The following is a 15,242-nucleotide window of genomic DNA, read 5'->3' on the forward strand; positions in this document are numbered from 1 at the left end:
CTCACCCTCCGCGCCCAGGGCCCGGCTAGCTCGCCTTCCGTGCCCCGGCCCCGCGGATCTCGAGGCCGTCCAGCAACTCGGCCGTGGCCCGTGCGACGGCCTCCACTGCGCGGTCGAACACCTCCTGGTTGTGAGCGGCGGGGGCGCGGAATCCCGAGACCTTCCGCACGTACTGCAGGGCGGCAGCGCGCACATCCGCCTCGGTGGCCTCTTCGGGCATCGCGGGCGGGCGCAGCGTCTTGATACTCCGGCACATGCCCCCAGTCTCACCCTTTCGGCCCTCGTACGACAGCGACGCCTGCCATGATCGCTCCGAGGCGGCCACCGTCCCGGGGCCGACCGACGAGAGGAAATCCTCGTGGCGAACGAACTCACCGTGGCCGTTCTGGGCCCCGGCGGCGTGGGCGGTCTGCTCGCCGCCCTGCTCTCCCGCACCGGCCACCGTGTGATCTGCCTGTCCGGCGAGAAGACCGCCGAGACCCTGCGCACCGACGGCATCCGGGTGCGCAGCGCCCGCTTCGGCGACTTCACGGCCCGCGTCGAGGCGGACACGGAGCTGCGGGAGCCGGTCGACGCGTGCCTGGTCACCGTCAAGCACACGGCCCTCGACACCGCCCTGGCCCGGGTCCCCGCGCCGGTGCTGTCCGACGGCCTCCTCGTCCCGTTCCTCAACGGCGTCGAACACCCGGCGGCCCTGCGCGCCCGCTACCGGCCCGACCGGGTGGCCCCCGCAGTGATCCGCGTCGAGTCGACCCGTGTCGCTCCGGGCGACATCGAACACGGCAGCCCCTTCGCGGAGGTCGACCTGACCGGCACGGGCGTGCCCAGGGCCCGCCTCGACGCCCTCGCCGAGGCCTTCACCGCGGCCGGTCCGGCCACCCGCGTCCTGGAGGACGAGACGGCGGCCCTGTGGGCGAAGATGTCGTTCCTGGCGCCGTTCGCCCTGCTCACCACGCGCTACGGCCTCCCCCTGGGGGAGGTCCGCACCCGCCACCGCGACGAGCTGACCGCCCTGGTCGAGGAGACGGCCGCGATCAGCCGCGCGTGCGGCGGCCCGGCGGACCCGGCGCAGGCCCTCGCCCGCTACGACGCCTTCCCGCCGTCCACGAAGTCCTCGATGCAGCGCGACGCCGAGGCCGGCCGGAACCTCGAACTGGACGCCATCGGCGGGGCGTTGCTGCGCGCGGCCGAGCGGCACGGGATTCCGGCTCCGGTGGCGGCCCGGGTGGTGGGTGAGCTGCACCCGTTCGCATGAACCCCAGGAAGGAACTCGCCTGCTAAATTCGAACAGGCGTATCATTGGGTCGTGGCTACGACCTATGACTTTCCGAGTGACCTCCTGGCCGGCCAGGAGGAACTCCATCAGGTCCGGGCCGAGCTGTCGGCCCTGCTGAAGCGGCTCCCGTGGTCGGTGGAGCCACTGGACGGCTTCAGCGACGACAACGGCTGGCGCAAGGTGGAACGGCCCGCCTCCCCCGGCTGGAGCGCAGACGAACAGGCCGAGGTGGAGAAGCTCCGGCAGCGGGAGCACGAGCTCGCGGTGTTCGTCAGCACCCACCGCTACTGGTCCGAACTCACTGGCTCCGAGCGGGTGGCGGCCCGCTCGGAGCTGAAGCACGCGCACGAGGCTCCGCCGGAGGAGACCGGCGGAGCCTCGTGACGGGGCCCGGCTGTCAGCTCAGCTCCTGCCCCCGCTCCGGCACTTGCTCTAGCTCTTGCTCCCGCTCTTGCCCAGGAGCTTGTTCATCTCGCCGATCTCGGCCTTCTGAGCGGTGACGATGTCGTCGGCCATGCTCTTGGCGTGGCCGTAGCGGCCCTTGCTCTGTTCGGTCCGGGCCATCTCCACGGCCCCTTCGTGGTGCTCGACCATCAGGGTCAGGAACTGCACGTCGAAGGCCTTGCCCGTCAGCCTCTCCAGCGCGGCCATGTCCTCGGCGCCCATCATGCCGGGCATACCGGAGTGGCCCGACGCGGAGTGGTCCATGCCGCCGCCGGAGGCCTTGGGGAGGTCCTCGCCCCAGGTCTTCAGCCAGCCGGTCATGGTCCGGATCTCCGGATCCTGCGCCTTCTCGATCCGCCCCGCGAGGTCCTTGACCGCGTCCGAGGAGGCCCGGCCACCGGCCATCCGCGCCATCTCCAGCGCCTGCCGGTGATGCGGGATCATGCCCTGCGCGAAGGCGACGTCCTGGGCGTTGTGGGCGCCGGCGGACGACGGGGTCCCCGTGGGGCTGTGGCTTCCGGCGTCGCCGTGACCGGCACCGGCGGCACGGTCGGCTCCGTCACCGCCACAGGCGGCGAGAACGACGGCCGCGGCACCGGCCGCCACCGCCAGGGCGGCACGGCGCGCCGAAGTACGAATGCTGTTGCTCATGCGTGAACTCCTGCTTCTGCGAGGAACTGAGGATTGCGGACACGAGGCGTCACGCCACCACCGGCCGGTACCGGCCGACGTGACGCGTGGTGTCTAGATCCGCAGAAGCTGGAGCTCGGAGAGGGAAGGCGGGGCCCGAGCACCCTCCGTATCCACGACGGCATACGCCCGAACGGCGCTCTCCCCCTCACCCACGGGGACCGGGTCGGGAACGAGTGGCGGCACCACCGGCCCCCCACCCACCGCACCCGACGCACAGGTCGCATCGGCGTGCTGAACATGCCCGTCACCGCAGTGCCCGCAGGGCATGACGTGAGTCTGGGGCTCGTGGATCTGAGGCTCGTGGGTCTGGAACACATGGCTGGAGGGCACGGCCGCCTGCGAGGCGTGCGCCTGCTCCCCATGCCCCTGCCGGGGCAGACCGCCCCCGGGCGCCAGCCCGTGCATCCCCAGCAACCCCACCAACAGCCCCAGCACGCCCAGCACATGCCACCGCCACGGGGCGGGTCGGGGCATGCGCCGACGGGAGCTGTTCACCCGCTCATCGTAGAGAAGGGCCGCAGCCGCCACCGACCCGGGGTGAACGCGCGTACGGGTCGACTGTGGATGTGCGACCGCCCGTACCCCCATCAGGTGAAGTCGTTCAGCCTTCTACAACCGTGCGGCTCCCCCGGCATGTCGTACGCACGACACGAATGATCCCGAGGGGGACCCATGAGCCAGCAGTACCCGCAGCAGCCGACCCAGCCCTACCCGCCGCAGCCCGGTTACGGAGCCCCGGCGCCCCAGCCGCCCAGAAAGCGCGGCGTAGGCAAGATCGCAGGCCTCGGTTGCGCGGGCATCCTCACCCTCTTCGTCATCGCCGCCGTCGCCACGGGCGGCGGAGGTGACGACGGCGGCGACACCTCGGACAAGGACAAGGCCGTCGCCGCCGACGGCAAGCCCGGGGGCGACAGCCCCGCGAAGGCCGGGGCGGCTGCGGAGAAGCCCCAGGCCGAGCAGTTCAGGGACTGCGTCGCCGAGAACGGCACAGACACGGAGAAGGCCGCGGTCCGACACGTCACGAAGGTGACCGGCGCGGACAAGCGCAACGACATCCTCGACGCCGCGGAGGTCTTCACGGACTTCAGCGGCGGCCTGATGGGCCCCCACCAGGGCGAGGGCAAACTCATCGCCTCGGCGTTCACGTCCTGCTACGAGTCGAAGAACGGCCTCGTCACGGTGTACGACAAGGACGGCGAACTCCTCGCCAACGCGAACTACTGATCCCTGCCGCCGGGGCACGGCAACGGGAAAGGCCCCCCAGGGACATCCCTGGAGGGCCTCCGATCCACACCTTGGCACTGTGGGCGCGGACGGTTTCGAACCGCCGACATCCTGCTTGTAAGGCAGGCGCTCTACCCCTGAGCTACGCACCCGGATCCCGGGCCACACCCGGGGACGAGTCGACAGCCTACATTGCCCGGGGCACGGTCCCGCAAACCCGTTTCGCGGGACCGCGGCGGGGCCCGCGCCTGGGGTTGTCCCCACCCCCAGCGGACGTCTCCTCCCGTGACGTGCGCACCCACACCGGTGACGGCTCGGTCCGCCTCGAACTCGGCGTCGTACCGGACCGCGTGGAGTCCCGCAGCGGCGACGGCTCCGTGACCATCGCGGTACCCCGGGCCACCTGCCGCGTGACCACCGAGACCGGCGACGGCGGCGTGGACGTGTCCGTGCCCCGCGACGAGAGCAGCGCCCATGTGGTGTCCGCCCGGACCGGCGACGGCAAAGTGACGGTCCGAACAGCGAACTGACCGGCCCGTGTGTTCGTCCTTAACCGGTGGGAGAATGACACCGGGCAGGGCGGACCACAGCACGGGAGAGGGATGTGACGGCGACACCAGGAGAGCCGGACTCGCCGTCGATGCCGCGCGCACCCCGCCCGCGTCGCCCCGCTCCCCGTACGCCGGGCCGCCCGCTCCGGGATGCCCTCACCCTGATGACGTTGCCGCTGGTGGCCGCGCTGGCGCTGCCCGCCGCCTTCGCGGGCGGGGGCACCCGGCGCTGGTTCGGCGGCCGGGCCGAGAACCAGCGGGCCGAGGCCCAGGCGGCGAAGGACGCGGCCGCCGCCGCGTTCTACGAGCTCGACACCGCCCAGCGGGACCTGCGCATCTCGATCGAGACGATCACCGCCGTCGACGACTCTCCCGCAGCCCGCCGCGCCGTGGCCGACTTCGACGCCCTCGGCCACCGCATCGACGAGGTCAGCCACCGCTACATCAACGCGGTCGACGCCCACGACCTCGACCGCGACGACCTGGAGGCGTCCGCCGCCTCCCGCGCCCGGGCCGAGCTGACCGCCGCCAAGGAGGAACTCGACCGGGTCAAACAGGAGCTGGACCGCTTCACCGAAGGCCTCGGGCCCCTCCTCGGCAAGGCAGAGACCCAGCTGGCCCGTCTCGCCCCCGCGGTCGAACGCGCCCGCCAGGCCCTGCTCGCCGCCTCCGACGCCCTCGACTCCGTACGCGCCTCCGGGCTCAAGGCGGACGATCTCGCCGCCCGGCTCGCCGCCCTCTCGCCCGAGCTGACCAAGCTGAACCAGGGCGCCGGACAGCACGGCGTCCCGCAGACCCTGGAGCGTGCCGCGCGGGTCACGCGCGAGGCCGAGGCGGTCCGCGTGGAGGCCGAGCGGCTGCCGGACCGGGCGGCCGAGATCGACCACCGCCTCGTCTCCCTGCGCACCCGCGCCCAGGCCCTCACCACTCGCTCCGAGCAGGTCGAACCGACCCTGAGCGAACTGCGCCGCCGCTTCACCGCGGCCTGCTGGCAGGACCTGCAGCACGTCCCCGACGCCGCCGCCGAGAACGTCCGCCGGGCCGAGACCAAACTGGCCGAGGCACGCACCGCGCGGGGCGAACAGCGCTGGGCCGACGCGACGGCCCTGCTGTCGACCGTACGCGCCCTGCTGAACAGCACCGACGAGGCCGTCTCGGCCGCCGGCGACCGGCTGCACCGCCTGAACGCCGTGCAGAAGGACCCCCAGCAGGAGATCGACCGCACCCGTTTCGCCATCCGCGACGCCCAGCGCCTCGCCATGGCAGGCCGCAACACCCCCGACCCGCGCCACGCCCGCCCCCTGGACGACGCCGTGTCCCGCCTGGACCGTGCCGTCGCCGGTCTCGAGGGCCGCCACCCCGACTACTGGCACTTCCTGACGGAGACGGAGGCGGTCCGGCGGGCCGTGGCCCACGTGGTCTCCGAGATCCGCGAGGAACGAGGGGCCGGACACTGAGCCCGGCCCCCGCCCGTTCTCAGGTGCGGTAGGCGTAGTAGTACGCGTTCGGATACGACGCGACGAGGCTCGCCACCGACCTGCGGAGGGTGTTGTTGGAGTGGTAGGTCACGTACGGCACGCCGCCGCTCTTGTACGTGACGATCATCGTGTGCTCCTTGGACCCGTCCCGGTCGAAGTCCATCTGGAGGACGTCGCCGACCTCGAGCTGGAAGACGTTGGCGAGCGGCGTGGTCCGCTTGGAGTTCTGGGCGAACCAGGACCACTCGTTGACCCCGATGAACGAGTGCGACTGGATGTCGGCGTTGCCGAACCACTTGGTGTAGTCGTAGACGTAGCCGGGGGCGTGCTTCCAGCCGCCCGCCTTCAGGGACTGGCTGACGAAGTTGGTGCAGTCGCCGCCGGCGCCGTGCCCGTTGAAGTCCGGGTAGTCCTTGTTGTAGACGTTCCAGTACTTCTCCGCGTAGGCCGCCATGGCCTTGTAGTCGTACGTCGTGGCGGTCTTCGGGACGGCGGCCGGGTTGCGGGTGATCGCCGCGCGCGGGGCGTTCGGCGTCGTGTTGTCGGCGGCGGTGGTCGCCTTGACGGGGGCCGGCTTGGAGAGCGTGTTCACCGCAAGACCGCCCTGGTCGGTGTCGCGGATGCCGGTCAGCCGCCAGTCGCCCTGCCGGTCGGCCTTGAAGGTCAGCTCGTGCCGGGCCTGGAATCCGGTGGTCTTCGGCTGGTCGCCACGGGTCCCGGCGTAGGTCAGGGTCGTGGTCTCGGTGACGTCCGCCTTGGCCGTACGGCCCGTCACCCGCGTGGCGTTCAGGGTGACGGTGGTGCTGGCCTTGCCGTACGTCTCGCCGGCCTTCGCCAGCCTCTGCTTGCGCTGCCCCAGCGCGGACAGGGTGGCGTCCTCGGTGCGTGCCGTGCGCGAGGACAGCGCGACGTCGCCGGAGAAGCCGTCGGTCAGCGGCTTGTCGGCGCCGGCCCGCCCGCCGTCGACCAGGGCGTTGGTGCGGTCGGTGAAGACCGCGTCGGCCAGCCGCTGGAAGGTGGCCTTGGTCCGCGCGTCCACCGTCGGATCGTCGCTGACCGCCGCGCCCGCGCTCCAGTTGGGCAGTAGGGCGACGCCCGCGACGACCGAGGTCGCCGCGGCCCCGAGTATGGTGACGCGGCGTCGGGTCCCGGTCAGTCTTCTTGATTTCACTGGTGTTTCCCCTCTTGCCCCCGGCCAACGGCGGCCGGGGAAGCAGATCTTCGCATGGGGTGTGGGGCTGTTGTGAAGGGCGTTGTCTGTTACTTGTCAACCTGTTACTTCACGACCACCGACCAGTCGGGGGACTGCGCGGGGTCGAGGGTGCGCAGCGCCTGCAGCGTCTCGGGCTTCTGCGCGTCGAGCCAGTCGGCCAGTTCCCTGAAGGACACGCATTTGACGTCCTTCTTGGTGCACATGTCCTTGATGACCCGGTCGACGGCCCGCATGTAGATGCCGCCGTTCCAGTCCTCGAAGTGGTTGCCGATGAACAGCGGGGCCCGGCTGCCGTAGTACACGCGGTTGAAGCCGGACATGTAGGAGGCGACGGTCTCCTCTTCCCATTCCGGGTAGTTCGCCGGGTCGCCCTCGGTCTCGCCCTCGGACTGGTTGTAGAGGAAGTTGAAGTCCATCGACAGGCCCTGGTACTTGCCGCCCTCGTAAGGCAGCATCTGCAGCGGGAAATCCCATATGCCGTTCTTCTTGCGGGGCCATATCTGGAAGTCGCCCGCGGAGCTGGCGTCGTAGCGCCACTTGTAGTCCTGGGCGGCCTTCAGCAGGTTCTTCTGGCCCTCCAGGCAGGGCGCGCGGCCGCCGGTGACCTCCTTCCTGATGTCGAACGGCAGCGGGTCGACGTCCTGGAAGCCGGTGTTGGTCTTCCATTTCTCGGTGAACGCGTAGAACTGGTCGATCTCGCTCTTCCACTCCGCGACGCTCCAGTCGCCGCCGCCCTTCTTGCCGCAGAAGTGGCCGTTGAAGTGGGTGCCGATCTCGTTGCCGCCCTGCCACGCCTTGCCGAGTTGCTCCAGTGTGGTGCGGATGTGCTCATCGGTGGCGAAGCTGATCGCCGCCGAGCCCTCGGCGTGCTGGGGCGGGGAGTAGAGGTCCTTCTTGCTCTTGGGCAGGAGGTAGATGCCCGTGAGGAAGAAGGTCATGTGGGCGTCGTACTCCTCGGCCAGCTCCCGGTAGTGCGCGAAGAGCCCGTCGTCGCCCTGCAGCGCGCCGTCCCAGGAGAAGACCACGAACTGGGGCGGCTTCTCGCCGGGTTTGAGCGGCACCGGCTTCAACTGCCCCTTCTGCGGGCCGGTGTAGGAGGTGGAGCCATCCCCGAGGACCTTCGTTCTGCCGTCCCACCGGGGCTCCTGGTCCGGCTTCGCGGAGGCCCCCTTGCGGGCACCGGAGGAGGCGGTCGGGGCGGTGGTGTCCGAGCGGGTCATCACCATGTAGCCGGCCACCAGGGACGCGACGACGAGGAGGGCCGCCAGGGCCAGCACCCCGGAGGGCGTGGCGCGGCGGGGTGCGCGGGGTCGGCGGCGGCGGCCGGACGGTGATTTCATGCGCGGCTCATTCTGCGAGGAGGCGGTGGGGGGACGGAGCGGGGCCGGGCCCGGAGTCAGCCGATACCGCGGGCACCGGACCAGATGCGGTACGGGACGCTGTCGCCGGGAGAGCCCGCGATTCCGTCCAGCGGCAGGGGTTCGAGGCTCTTGGTGAGGTCGATGCGGTAGGCCACCACGGCCGTCGACACGGAGTTGGCCGTGCCGACGTACCAGGCGGCGGTGTCGTTCTGCGTGGTGCCTGCCTTCCCGGCCACCGTGGCGGTCGTGGCGGCCCCCGGGCGGGCGGTGCGGAAGGCGTCCGTGAGGGCGGACTGGACGGCCTCGGCCACGCTCGCCTTCACCGCACGGCGGACCGCGGGCTTTGTCATCGCGACATCGGAGCCGTTGCGGGTGATCCGGGCCACCGAGTACGGCTCGACGTGCTTGCCGGCGGCGGCGAACGTGGCGTATCCCTTCGCCATGCGGATCGCGCTGGGCGTGGCACTGCCCAGGGACATCGCGGGGACCTGCGGTCCGAAGCTGGAGGAGAGCAGGCCCGCCCGCTGGGCGGTGTCCCGCACCGTGTCCAGGCCGGTGTCCATGCCGAGCTGCATGAACGGCGTGTTCACCGACAGGGCCAGCGCCCGGCCCAGGCTGATCCGCCCGTAGGACTTCCCGCCGTCGTTGCGGGAGGTGACCTGTTTGCCGCCGCGGTCCCAGTAGGGGCCCTCGGGTGTCCTCACGGCGATGCCGTCGTCCCCGTCGTACAGCGTCTGCGGAGTCACCTCGGTCGCGGCGCCGTCCCGGGTCTTGTGCACGCCGTTCTCCAGGGCGGCGGCGTAGACGAACGGCAGGAAGGCCGAACCGGCGGGCACGGTGGTCGCGTTCGACTCGTTGTAGCCCTGCTCGCGGTGGTCGGGGCCGCCGTGGACGGCGAGGATGCGCCCGTCGGCGGCCACCGAGGAGGCGCCGAAGTGCAGGGCCTTCGCCTTGGCCGGGTCGTCCTTCCGCGCCCGCTTGCGGGCCTTGTCCACGGCGTCGGTGAGCGCGGTCTCCTGCTTGCGGTCGAAGGTCGTGTAGATCTGGTAGCCGCCCAGGTCGAACTCCCTGGCCGAGAGGTGAGCCGCCTTCTTGGCGTACTGCGCGGCCAGTTCCACCAGGTAGTCGCTCTGCTTGCCGGTGTCGTAACCGGGCGTCCGCTTCAGCGGCTCGGGGAACTCCTTGTACCGGGCGCGCTCGGACTTCGACAGCGCGCCGGTGTCGACCATGCGGTCGAGGATCCAGGACCAGCGTTCCACCGCCCGGGCGTGGTTGGCCTTGCTCAGGGCCGGGTCGTAGAGCGCGGCGCCCTTGAGGAGGGAGGCGAGGAAGGCGGCCTCGCCGGCGTCGAGTTCGCCCACGTCCTTGCCGTAGTAGGCCTGGGCGGCGCGCTGGATGCCGTAGGTGCCGCGGCCGAACCAGCTCGTGTTGAGGTATCCCTCGAGGATGTCGTCCTTGCTCATCTCGTTGTCGAGCTTGAGGGCGAGCATCGCCTCGGTGAACTTGCGGCCGACGGACCGGTCCTGGTTGAGGTAGACGTTCTTGACGTACTGCTGGGTGATGGTGGAGCCGCCCTGGGTGTCCCCCTCGCCGACGGTGCGCCACAGGGCGCGGCCGATGCCGCTGAAGGATATGCCGGGGTCGCTGTAGAAGCTCGCGTTCTCCGCCGCCAGCACCGCGCCGCGGACGTCCTCGGGTATGTCCTTCAGGGGCATCGCCTGCCGCCGCACCCAGCCGGTGCGGGCCATGGGCGTCCCGTCGGACCAGAAGTAGACGTTGTCCTGCTGGGTGGCGTACGAGTTGAGGTTGTCCGGGATGTCGGTGGCGGCGTAGGCGGAGCCCAGGAGAACGAACGTCAGGCCGGTGAACGTCAGCGCGGCACCGAGCCATTGCCGCCAGGAGGGCGCCCAGCGACGCCAGCCGGTGCGGTCGGCGTGCGGGTAACGGGGCCGCAGGCGGCGGGCTTCGGACGCGACGCGGGCGGCGAGTCGCGCCGGTCCCGGGGCCGCGGCGGAGAGACGGGACAGGGGGGAGGGCCGAGGGGCCCTGCGCCGGCGGCGCGACCGGCCGGGACCGCTCCCGTCCGCGGCCGTACCGGAGAGTGTGTCCGCCTTGTCGGTCGCGGCCACCTCGACGATGCGCAACAGCACGGTCTCGTCCGCGTTCATGGAAGCGGGGACCTTCAACTGCACGGTCTCGTCCGCGTTCATGGAAGCGGGGACCTTCAACTGCATGGTCTCATCCGATTCACGCCCAGCCTTGGACACGGCTGCGTCTCCCTCCCGCTCACGGTGGTGCTCGCGCGGAAGGACATGGCTGCCGTGGTCGACGGCAGCGAGCCCTTGCGTTCCCCCGCCTTTGCGGCTCCTCGCGCGATCGAAAGTTATCAGCGGCCTTTACAGGTCCTCCACACCGGTACGGGCACAGCGATCAGAAGGATTCCCGAAGGACGTCACTTCCGTCGGCGCGGATTAATTACTCTGTCCCCATGCCTCGCTACGAGTACCGCTGCCGGACCTGCGGCGACACGTTCGAACTCAGCCGTCCCATGGCCGAGTCGTCCGACCCCGCGACCTGCCCTTCCGGTCATGACGACACCGTGAAGCTCCTCTCCACGGTCGCGGTCGGCGGCTCAGCCTCCGCCCCCGCACCGGCGCCCCGCGCGGGCGGCGGTGGGGGCGGCTGCTGCGGAGGCGGCTGCTGCGGCTGACGCGGCTGCCGGGTTTCCTCAGGAGTCCTTCAGCTTCGGTTTCCTAGCGTGGTGGCATGACAGCCATCGCAGCGGACGCCGGGCCGCAGTGGGTCAACGACCTGATGGACGCGCTGGGCGCGCCGGGTGCCGGTCTCGCCATCGCCTTGGAGAACCTGTTTCCGCCGCTGCCCAGCGAGGTGATCCTGCCGCTGGCCGGGTTCGCCGCGAGCAGCGGCCGGATGAGCCTGCTCGCCGTCCTGCTGTGGACGACGGCCGGCTCGGTGATCGGCGCGCTCGCGCTGTACGGAGTCGGCGCACTGCTCGGCCGTGACCGGACGGTGGCGATCGCGGCCCGGCTGCCGCTGGTGAAGGTCGCGGACATCGAGAAGACCGAGGCGTGGTTCCTCAAGCACGGCACCAAGGCCGTGTTCTTCGGCCGGATGATCCCGATCTTCCGCAGCCTGATCTCGGTGCCGGCGGGTGTCGAGCGCATGCGTCTGCCGGTGTTCCTGGGTCTGACCACCCTGGGCAGCGCCATCTGGAACACGGCGTTCGTGCTCGCGGGCTACTTCCTCGGTGCGAACTGGCACCAGGTGTCGGACATCGTCTCCGCCTATTCCAAGGTGGTCCTCGCCGTGGCGGCCGTGGCGGTGGTGGCGTTCATCGGCATACGGCTCCTGCGACGCCCCAAAGGAACACGTCCTCAAGGGGCGCGGGATACCGCGCGAACGGGCACGACGGCGCCACACCCGCACGACGACCAGGACACCCGAGTTCTCAGGCGCCCGGCACAGCCCCAGTGGCAGCGCCCCTCACTGCCCCCAGAAACTCCCGCAGGATCCGCTCCCCGGCGAGAACGCCCCGCTCGGGAAGCACCCTGATCGAGGGAGCCGTGAAGCCGGTGTCGGCCAGCTCCCCGTGGCCGGGCCGCCAGCCCTGGTCCGCCGCGAGGAGCAGGTCGGTGTCGAGCAGGGAGTCACCCGCGGCGAGCGTGAGATCGGCCCCGGTCCGCCGGGCGACCTCGCGCATCGCCGCGCTCTTGGTGAGCGGCTTGGGAACGGCGTAGATCTTGCGGCCCTGGAGTGACACGGTCCAGCCGCGGTTCTCCGCCCACACCGCGAGTTCCTTCACCCAGTCCTCGTCGAGCAGCTCGCGCTCGACGACGAGGTAGGCGAAGAGGTCGTCGGCGACGCGGTGCTTGCGCACCCAGACCGGGTCGGCGGCCCTCAGCAGGTGCTCCTGCACCTCGGCGAGGGGCGCGCACCGGTCGGCCAGCCGGGCGGTGACCTGCGCGTGCCAGTCGGGGTCGGACACGCCGTCCACCAGCAGGTGGCCGCCGTTCGCGCAGATCGCGTAGGTGGGCGCGGGACCCGGCAGGTTGATGCGCAGGTACTGCTTGCGCGTCCGGGTGGTCGTCGGCACGAACACGGCCGCGTCGCCCAGGTCGGTGAGCAGCCGGGCGGCCGTCTCCGTCATGTACGACAGCGGCTTGCTCTCGTGCACCTCCACACACAGCAGCCGGGGCGCCCTCGCGTCCGGCATGGTCAGGGCCAGGGCCGCGGCGGAGTAGATCAGGGTGCGGTCGAGGTCGCTGGCGACGAGTGCGGGCATCAGAGGGTCACCGCCTTGCCGTCGGCGCCGGTCGCGCCCCGGGTGTACTTGGGGTGGATCAGGCCGACGCAGGTGTAGGGCAGTCCCTCGACCTCCTCGACGGGCACGCCGCGTTGCTCGGCCAGCAGGCGCACGTGGTCGAGGTCGCTGCCCGCCCCGGCGCGTGCCAGGACCTTCCAGGGCACGCGGCGCAGCATGACCCGGGTGGTCTCGCCGACGCCCGGCTTGACGAGGTTCACGTCGTGGATGCCGTACTCCTCGCTGATGCGCTCGACGGCGGCCCAGCCCTCCCAGGTGGGCGAGCGGTCGGCCGCGAGCAGTTCCTTGGCCTGGGCGCCGGCCGCGTCGGCGACCTCGGGGAAGCGGGCGGACACGGCGTCGAGGAAGGTCACCGAGACGTCGGTGGCGGCGAGTTCGCGGTAGAACTTCGCGCCGTGGAAGTCGTGCGGGCCGACCAGGTCCGCGCGCAGCACGGTCCGCGAGATCAGGCCGGAGACGGTGGAGTTGAGGCAGGCCGAGGGGATGAGGAAGTCCTCGCGGGTGCCGTAGGTGCTCACGCAGGAGCCCGGGTCGGCCAGGACCGCGATCTCGGAGTTGAAGCCGGTGACGCCATCGGACTTCTCGAACTCCTCCAGGGCTCGCGCGAGTTCGCGGGTGATGGCGCCCTTGCCGGTCCAGCCGTCGACGAAGACGACGTCCCGGGGGTCGTGGTGCCGGGCGAGCCAGCGCAGGGCGTTGGCGTCGATGCCCCGGCCGCGGACGATCGACACCGCGTAGTGCGGCAGGTCGAGGCCGTGCCGGTGCTGGGCCCAGCGGCGCATGAGGATGCCGACGGGGGTGCCGGCGCGGGCCAGGGAGACCAGCACGGGGCGCGGGGACCGCTCCGCGAGGACCGTCTCGGTGACGACACCGACGGCCTGGGCGATACGGGCCGCCGAGTCCTTCAGCGCGGCGTGGAACAGCTCCTGGTACCGCTCGCTGGGCTGGTACTCCACGGGCAGCGACTCCGCGTAGTGCGCGCCGCCGCTCTGGATCGCCTCCTCGCGCTCCTCGGTCGGCGCCTCCAGCGTCACGTCCGAGAGGTCCTGGAGCAGCCAGCCGACCTCCTCGGGCGCGTACGAGGAGAAGTCGGGGCCGCGGAGGGGCTCGGGCAGCATGCGGGGCCTTTCAGGGGCGTACGACGGTACGACGGCGAGGAGGACCTCGGGGGTGTGCGCGGCGAGCCGGGCCAGCAGGCCGTCGGGCGCGTGCAGGGCTGGGGTGTCCGCGGCCGAGTCGACCACCACCACGACGGCGTCGAATCCGGCACCGGCCACGTTGTAGGCGTACCGCTCGCCGGGGCCGTCGGCGGGGTCGTCGTGGGCGGGGAAGGCGATGCGGGTGCGTATCGCGTAGCCGGGGTCGTCGACGGCGAGGACGGGTGAGCGGGTGGTGGTCGAGTAACGGACCTCGATGTCCGTCACCCGTTCCAGCTCTCGGGCCAGCCTCAGCGGCGCGTACATCAGCTCCTCGAAGCCGAGGATGTGCACGCGGCGGGCGTTGTGAGGCAGAGCCTCGGCGATCCTGGCCGCCATCGCGGGCAGGGCGGCCTCCAGCCGGGCGCGGTGAGCGGGCGTGAACCCGTGCCGGGCGCCGTCCGGCAGGTCGGCGGGCCAGTGCAGGTCGATGCGGGTGGTGTGAGGGGCGGTGCCGTTGTCGTCCGGGTGCGGGTCGGTGGGGGCTGTTCGCGCGGTTCCCCGCGCCCCCAGGGGGTCGGCCTCCTGGTCGGCTGCGACGGCAACGCCGCTGTGCGGGGGCGCGGGGAACCGCGCGACCGGCCACGACGGCGCCGCACCCGCCGGTGAACGCTCCGCCGCGCTCTCGGACGCGTACCGCGCCACCAGCTCCTGCCCCTTCTCCAGCACCCCCTCGGGGAGCCGCACCGTGCCCGAAGCCGCTGCCACGAGATCTACCCGCGCACCGATCTCACGGGCGAACTCCTCCAGCCGGCCGGCGTCCGCCGCAGACCGCATGTCCACCAGCGCCACCACGACGTACCGCCGCCGCGGGAACCGCCCATGAAGATCACGGACGGTGTTGAGCACCGTGTTCCCCGTGGAGAACTCGTCGTCGACCAGGACCAGCGGCCCGTCGCCGGCGAGCAGCGCGGGATCCTCCGGCAGCAGCAGGTGCGAGGTCGCGTGGGAGTGGGACTCCTCGAAACCGCCGGCCGGGTCGAGGCCTGCGATCGGGCGGCGCGTGGAGTGCAGGTAGGGGGCGAGGCCCAGCCCGTCGGCCACGGAGTGGCCGAGGCCGGTCGCGGTCTCCGCGTAGCCGAGGACGACGGCCCTGCGGGCCTCGTCGTCGCCCAGCAGCTCACGCACCCGGCGGCCGAGCTCCCAGCCGTAGGCGTACACGACGGACGGCGACTGCGGTACGTGCTTGCCCAGCACGTTCGACACGAGCAGGTGGGCCCGCTTGGGGTTGCGGCGCAGCGCCAGCCCCAGCAGGCCGGTCAGCCCGTCGTCGCCGACGAGCTCGACGCCGAGCCGCTCGGCGACCCAGCTGCCGGACCAGACGCCGACGGCCCCGTCGGCCGGCCCGGCCGCCGCATCGGCGCGCACCTCGTGGTGCTCCCCCTCGTTCACTGCCTTCTCCGCCTTCTCCGTCTTCTCGGCCTTCTCGGCATTCTCGGCCGCCCTCTCGGCCCTCTCGGCCCT

Annotated in this window: 15 protein-coding genes and 1 tRNA gene; 7 read left to right on the forward strand and 9 right to left on the reverse strand. The window is 71.6% G+C overall.

Features of this window, described 5'->3' with window-relative positions:
* Window positions 1-25: 25 nt before the first annotated feature.
* Window positions 26-256: a DUF2277 domain-containing protein gene (locus ACZ7EG_RS01325; RefSeq protein ID WP_471070529.1), complete on the reverse strand. Its 231-nt coding sequence runs from the start codon at window positions 254-256 to the stop codon at window positions 26-28.
* Window positions 257-358: 102 nt separating this feature from the next.
* Between ACZ7EG_RS01325 and ACZ7EG_RS01330 the strand changes: the two genes are divergently transcribed.
* Complete coding sequence (locus ACZ7EG_RS01330; protein ID WP_471070531.1) at window positions 359-1,255, forward strand: ketopantoate reductase family protein; 897 nt, start codon at window positions 359-361, stop codon at window positions 1,253-1,255.
* Between the two features lie 51 nt (window positions 1,256-1,306).
* Complete coding sequence (locus tag ACZ7EG_RS01335; RefSeq protein WP_471070533.1) at window positions 1,307-1,660, forward strand: hypothetical protein; 354 nt, start codon at window positions 1,307-1,309, stop codon at window positions 1,658-1,660.
* 48 nt (window positions 1,661-1,708) lie between these two features.
* Here the strand turns inward: ACZ7EG_RS01335 and ACZ7EG_RS01340 are convergent, their stop codons facing one another.
* Together ACZ7EG_RS01340 and ACZ7EG_RS01345 are read right to left on the reverse strand one after the other, a co-directional pair.
* The gene (locus ACZ7EG_RS01340; protein ID WP_471070535.1) at window positions 1,709-2,371 is read right to left on the reverse strand and encodes a DUF305 domain-containing protein; all 663 of its coding nucleotides are present in this window, start codon (window positions 2,369-2,371) and stop codon (window positions 1,709-1,711) included.
* Window positions 2,372-2,464: 93 nt separating this feature from the next.
* Window positions 2,465-3,001, reverse strand: coding sequence for a DUF6153 family protein (locus tag ACZ7EG_RS01345; RefSeq protein ID WP_471070537.1), 537 nt, complete (start codon window positions 2,999-3,001; stop codon window positions 2,465-2,467).
* Window positions 3,002-3,085: 84 nt separating this feature from the next.
* Between ACZ7EG_RS01345 and ACZ7EG_RS01350 the strand changes: the two genes are divergently transcribed.
* Window positions 3,086-3,637, forward strand: coding sequence for a hypothetical protein (locus tag ACZ7EG_RS01350; RefSeq protein WP_471070539.1), 552 nt, complete (start codon window positions 3,086-3,088; stop codon window positions 3,635-3,637).
* Between the two features lie 80 nt (window positions 3,638-3,717).
* Here ACZ7EG_RS01350 and ACZ7EG_RS01355 read toward each other — a convergent pair.
* A tRNA-Val gene (locus ACZ7EG_RS01355) sits at window positions 3,718-3,789 on the reverse strand.
* A gap of 138 nt (window positions 3,790-3,927) precedes the next feature.
* Between ACZ7EG_RS01355 and ACZ7EG_RS01360 the strand changes: the two genes are divergently transcribed.
* Both ACZ7EG_RS01360 and ACZ7EG_RS01365 read left to right on the forward strand, forming a co-directional pair.
* A complete protein-coding gene (locus ACZ7EG_RS01360; protein ID WP_471070541.1) occupies window positions 3,928-4,167 on the forward strand; it encodes a hypothetical protein in 240 nt (79 codons plus the stop codon).
* A gap of 110 nt (window positions 4,168-4,277) precedes the next feature.
* Window positions 4,278-5,645 carry a hypothetical protein gene (locus ACZ7EG_RS01365; protein WP_471072411.1) on the forward strand — a complete coding sequence of 456 codons (1,368 nt, stop codon included), beginning with the start codon at window positions 4,278-4,280 and terminating at the stop codon, window positions 5,643-5,645.
* Window positions 5,646-5,664: 19 nt separating this feature from the next.
* Here the strand turns inward: ACZ7EG_RS01365 and ACZ7EG_RS01370 are convergent, their stop codons facing one another.
* From ACZ7EG_RS01370 to ACZ7EG_RS01380, 3 genes are all read right to left on the reverse strand, one after another.
* Complete coding sequence (locus tag ACZ7EG_RS01370) at window positions 5,665-6,837, reverse strand: amidase domain-containing protein (protein WP_471070543.1); 1,173 nt, start codon at window positions 6,835-6,837, stop codon at window positions 5,665-5,667.
* Between the two features lie 104 nt (window positions 6,838-6,941).
* The gene (locus ACZ7EG_RS01375; RefSeq protein WP_471070545.1) at window positions 6,942-8,219 is read right to left on the reverse strand and encodes a polysaccharide deacetylase family protein; all 1,278 of its coding nucleotides are present in this window, start codon (window positions 8,217-8,219) and stop codon (window positions 6,942-6,944) included.
* Window positions 8,220-8,275: 56 nt separating this feature from the next.
* Window positions 8,276-10,474, reverse strand: coding sequence for a transglycosylase domain-containing protein (locus tag ACZ7EG_RS01380; RefSeq protein ID WP_471070547.1), 2,199 nt, complete (start codon window positions 10,472-10,474; stop codon window positions 8,276-8,278).
* 254 nt (window positions 10,475-10,728) lie between these two features.
* On the opposite strand from ACZ7EG_RS01380, the gene ACZ7EG_RS01385 reads away from it, so the two are divergent.
* Together ACZ7EG_RS01385 and ACZ7EG_RS01390 are read left to right on the forward strand one after the other, a co-directional pair.
* Window positions 10,729-10,950: an FmdB family zinc ribbon protein gene (locus ACZ7EG_RS01385; protein WP_471070549.1), complete on the forward strand. Its 222-nt coding sequence runs from the start codon at window positions 10,729-10,731 to the stop codon at window positions 10,948-10,950.
* Window positions 10,951-11,006: 56 nt separating this feature from the next.
* The gene (locus ACZ7EG_RS01390; protein ID WP_471070551.1) at window positions 11,007-11,813 is read left to right on the forward strand and encodes a DedA family protein; all 807 of its coding nucleotides are present in this window, start codon (window positions 11,007-11,009) and stop codon (window positions 11,811-11,813) included.
* Here ACZ7EG_RS01390 and ACZ7EG_RS01395 read toward each other — a convergent pair.
* Both ACZ7EG_RS01395 and ACZ7EG_RS01400 read right to left on the reverse strand, forming a co-directional pair.
* Window positions 11,710-12,543, reverse strand: coding sequence for an HAD family hydrolase (locus ACZ7EG_RS01395; protein WP_471070553.1), 834 nt, complete (start codon window positions 12,541-12,543; stop codon window positions 11,710-11,712). The two genes, ACZ7EG_RS01390 and ACZ7EG_RS01395, sit on opposite strands and share 104 nt — an antisense overlap.
* The gene (locus tag ACZ7EG_RS01400) at window positions 12,543-15,170 is read right to left on the reverse strand and encodes a phosphoribosyltransferase (protein ID WP_471070555.1); all 2,628 of its coding nucleotides are present in this window, start codon (window positions 15,168-15,170) and stop codon (window positions 12,543-12,545) included. Before ACZ7EG_RS01400 ends, ACZ7EG_RS01395 begins: the two co-directional genes overlap by 1 nt.
* Between the last annotated feature and the right edge of the window lie 72 nt (window positions 15,171-15,242).

This window comes from Streptomyces sp. NPDC037100 (assembly GCF_055606225.1).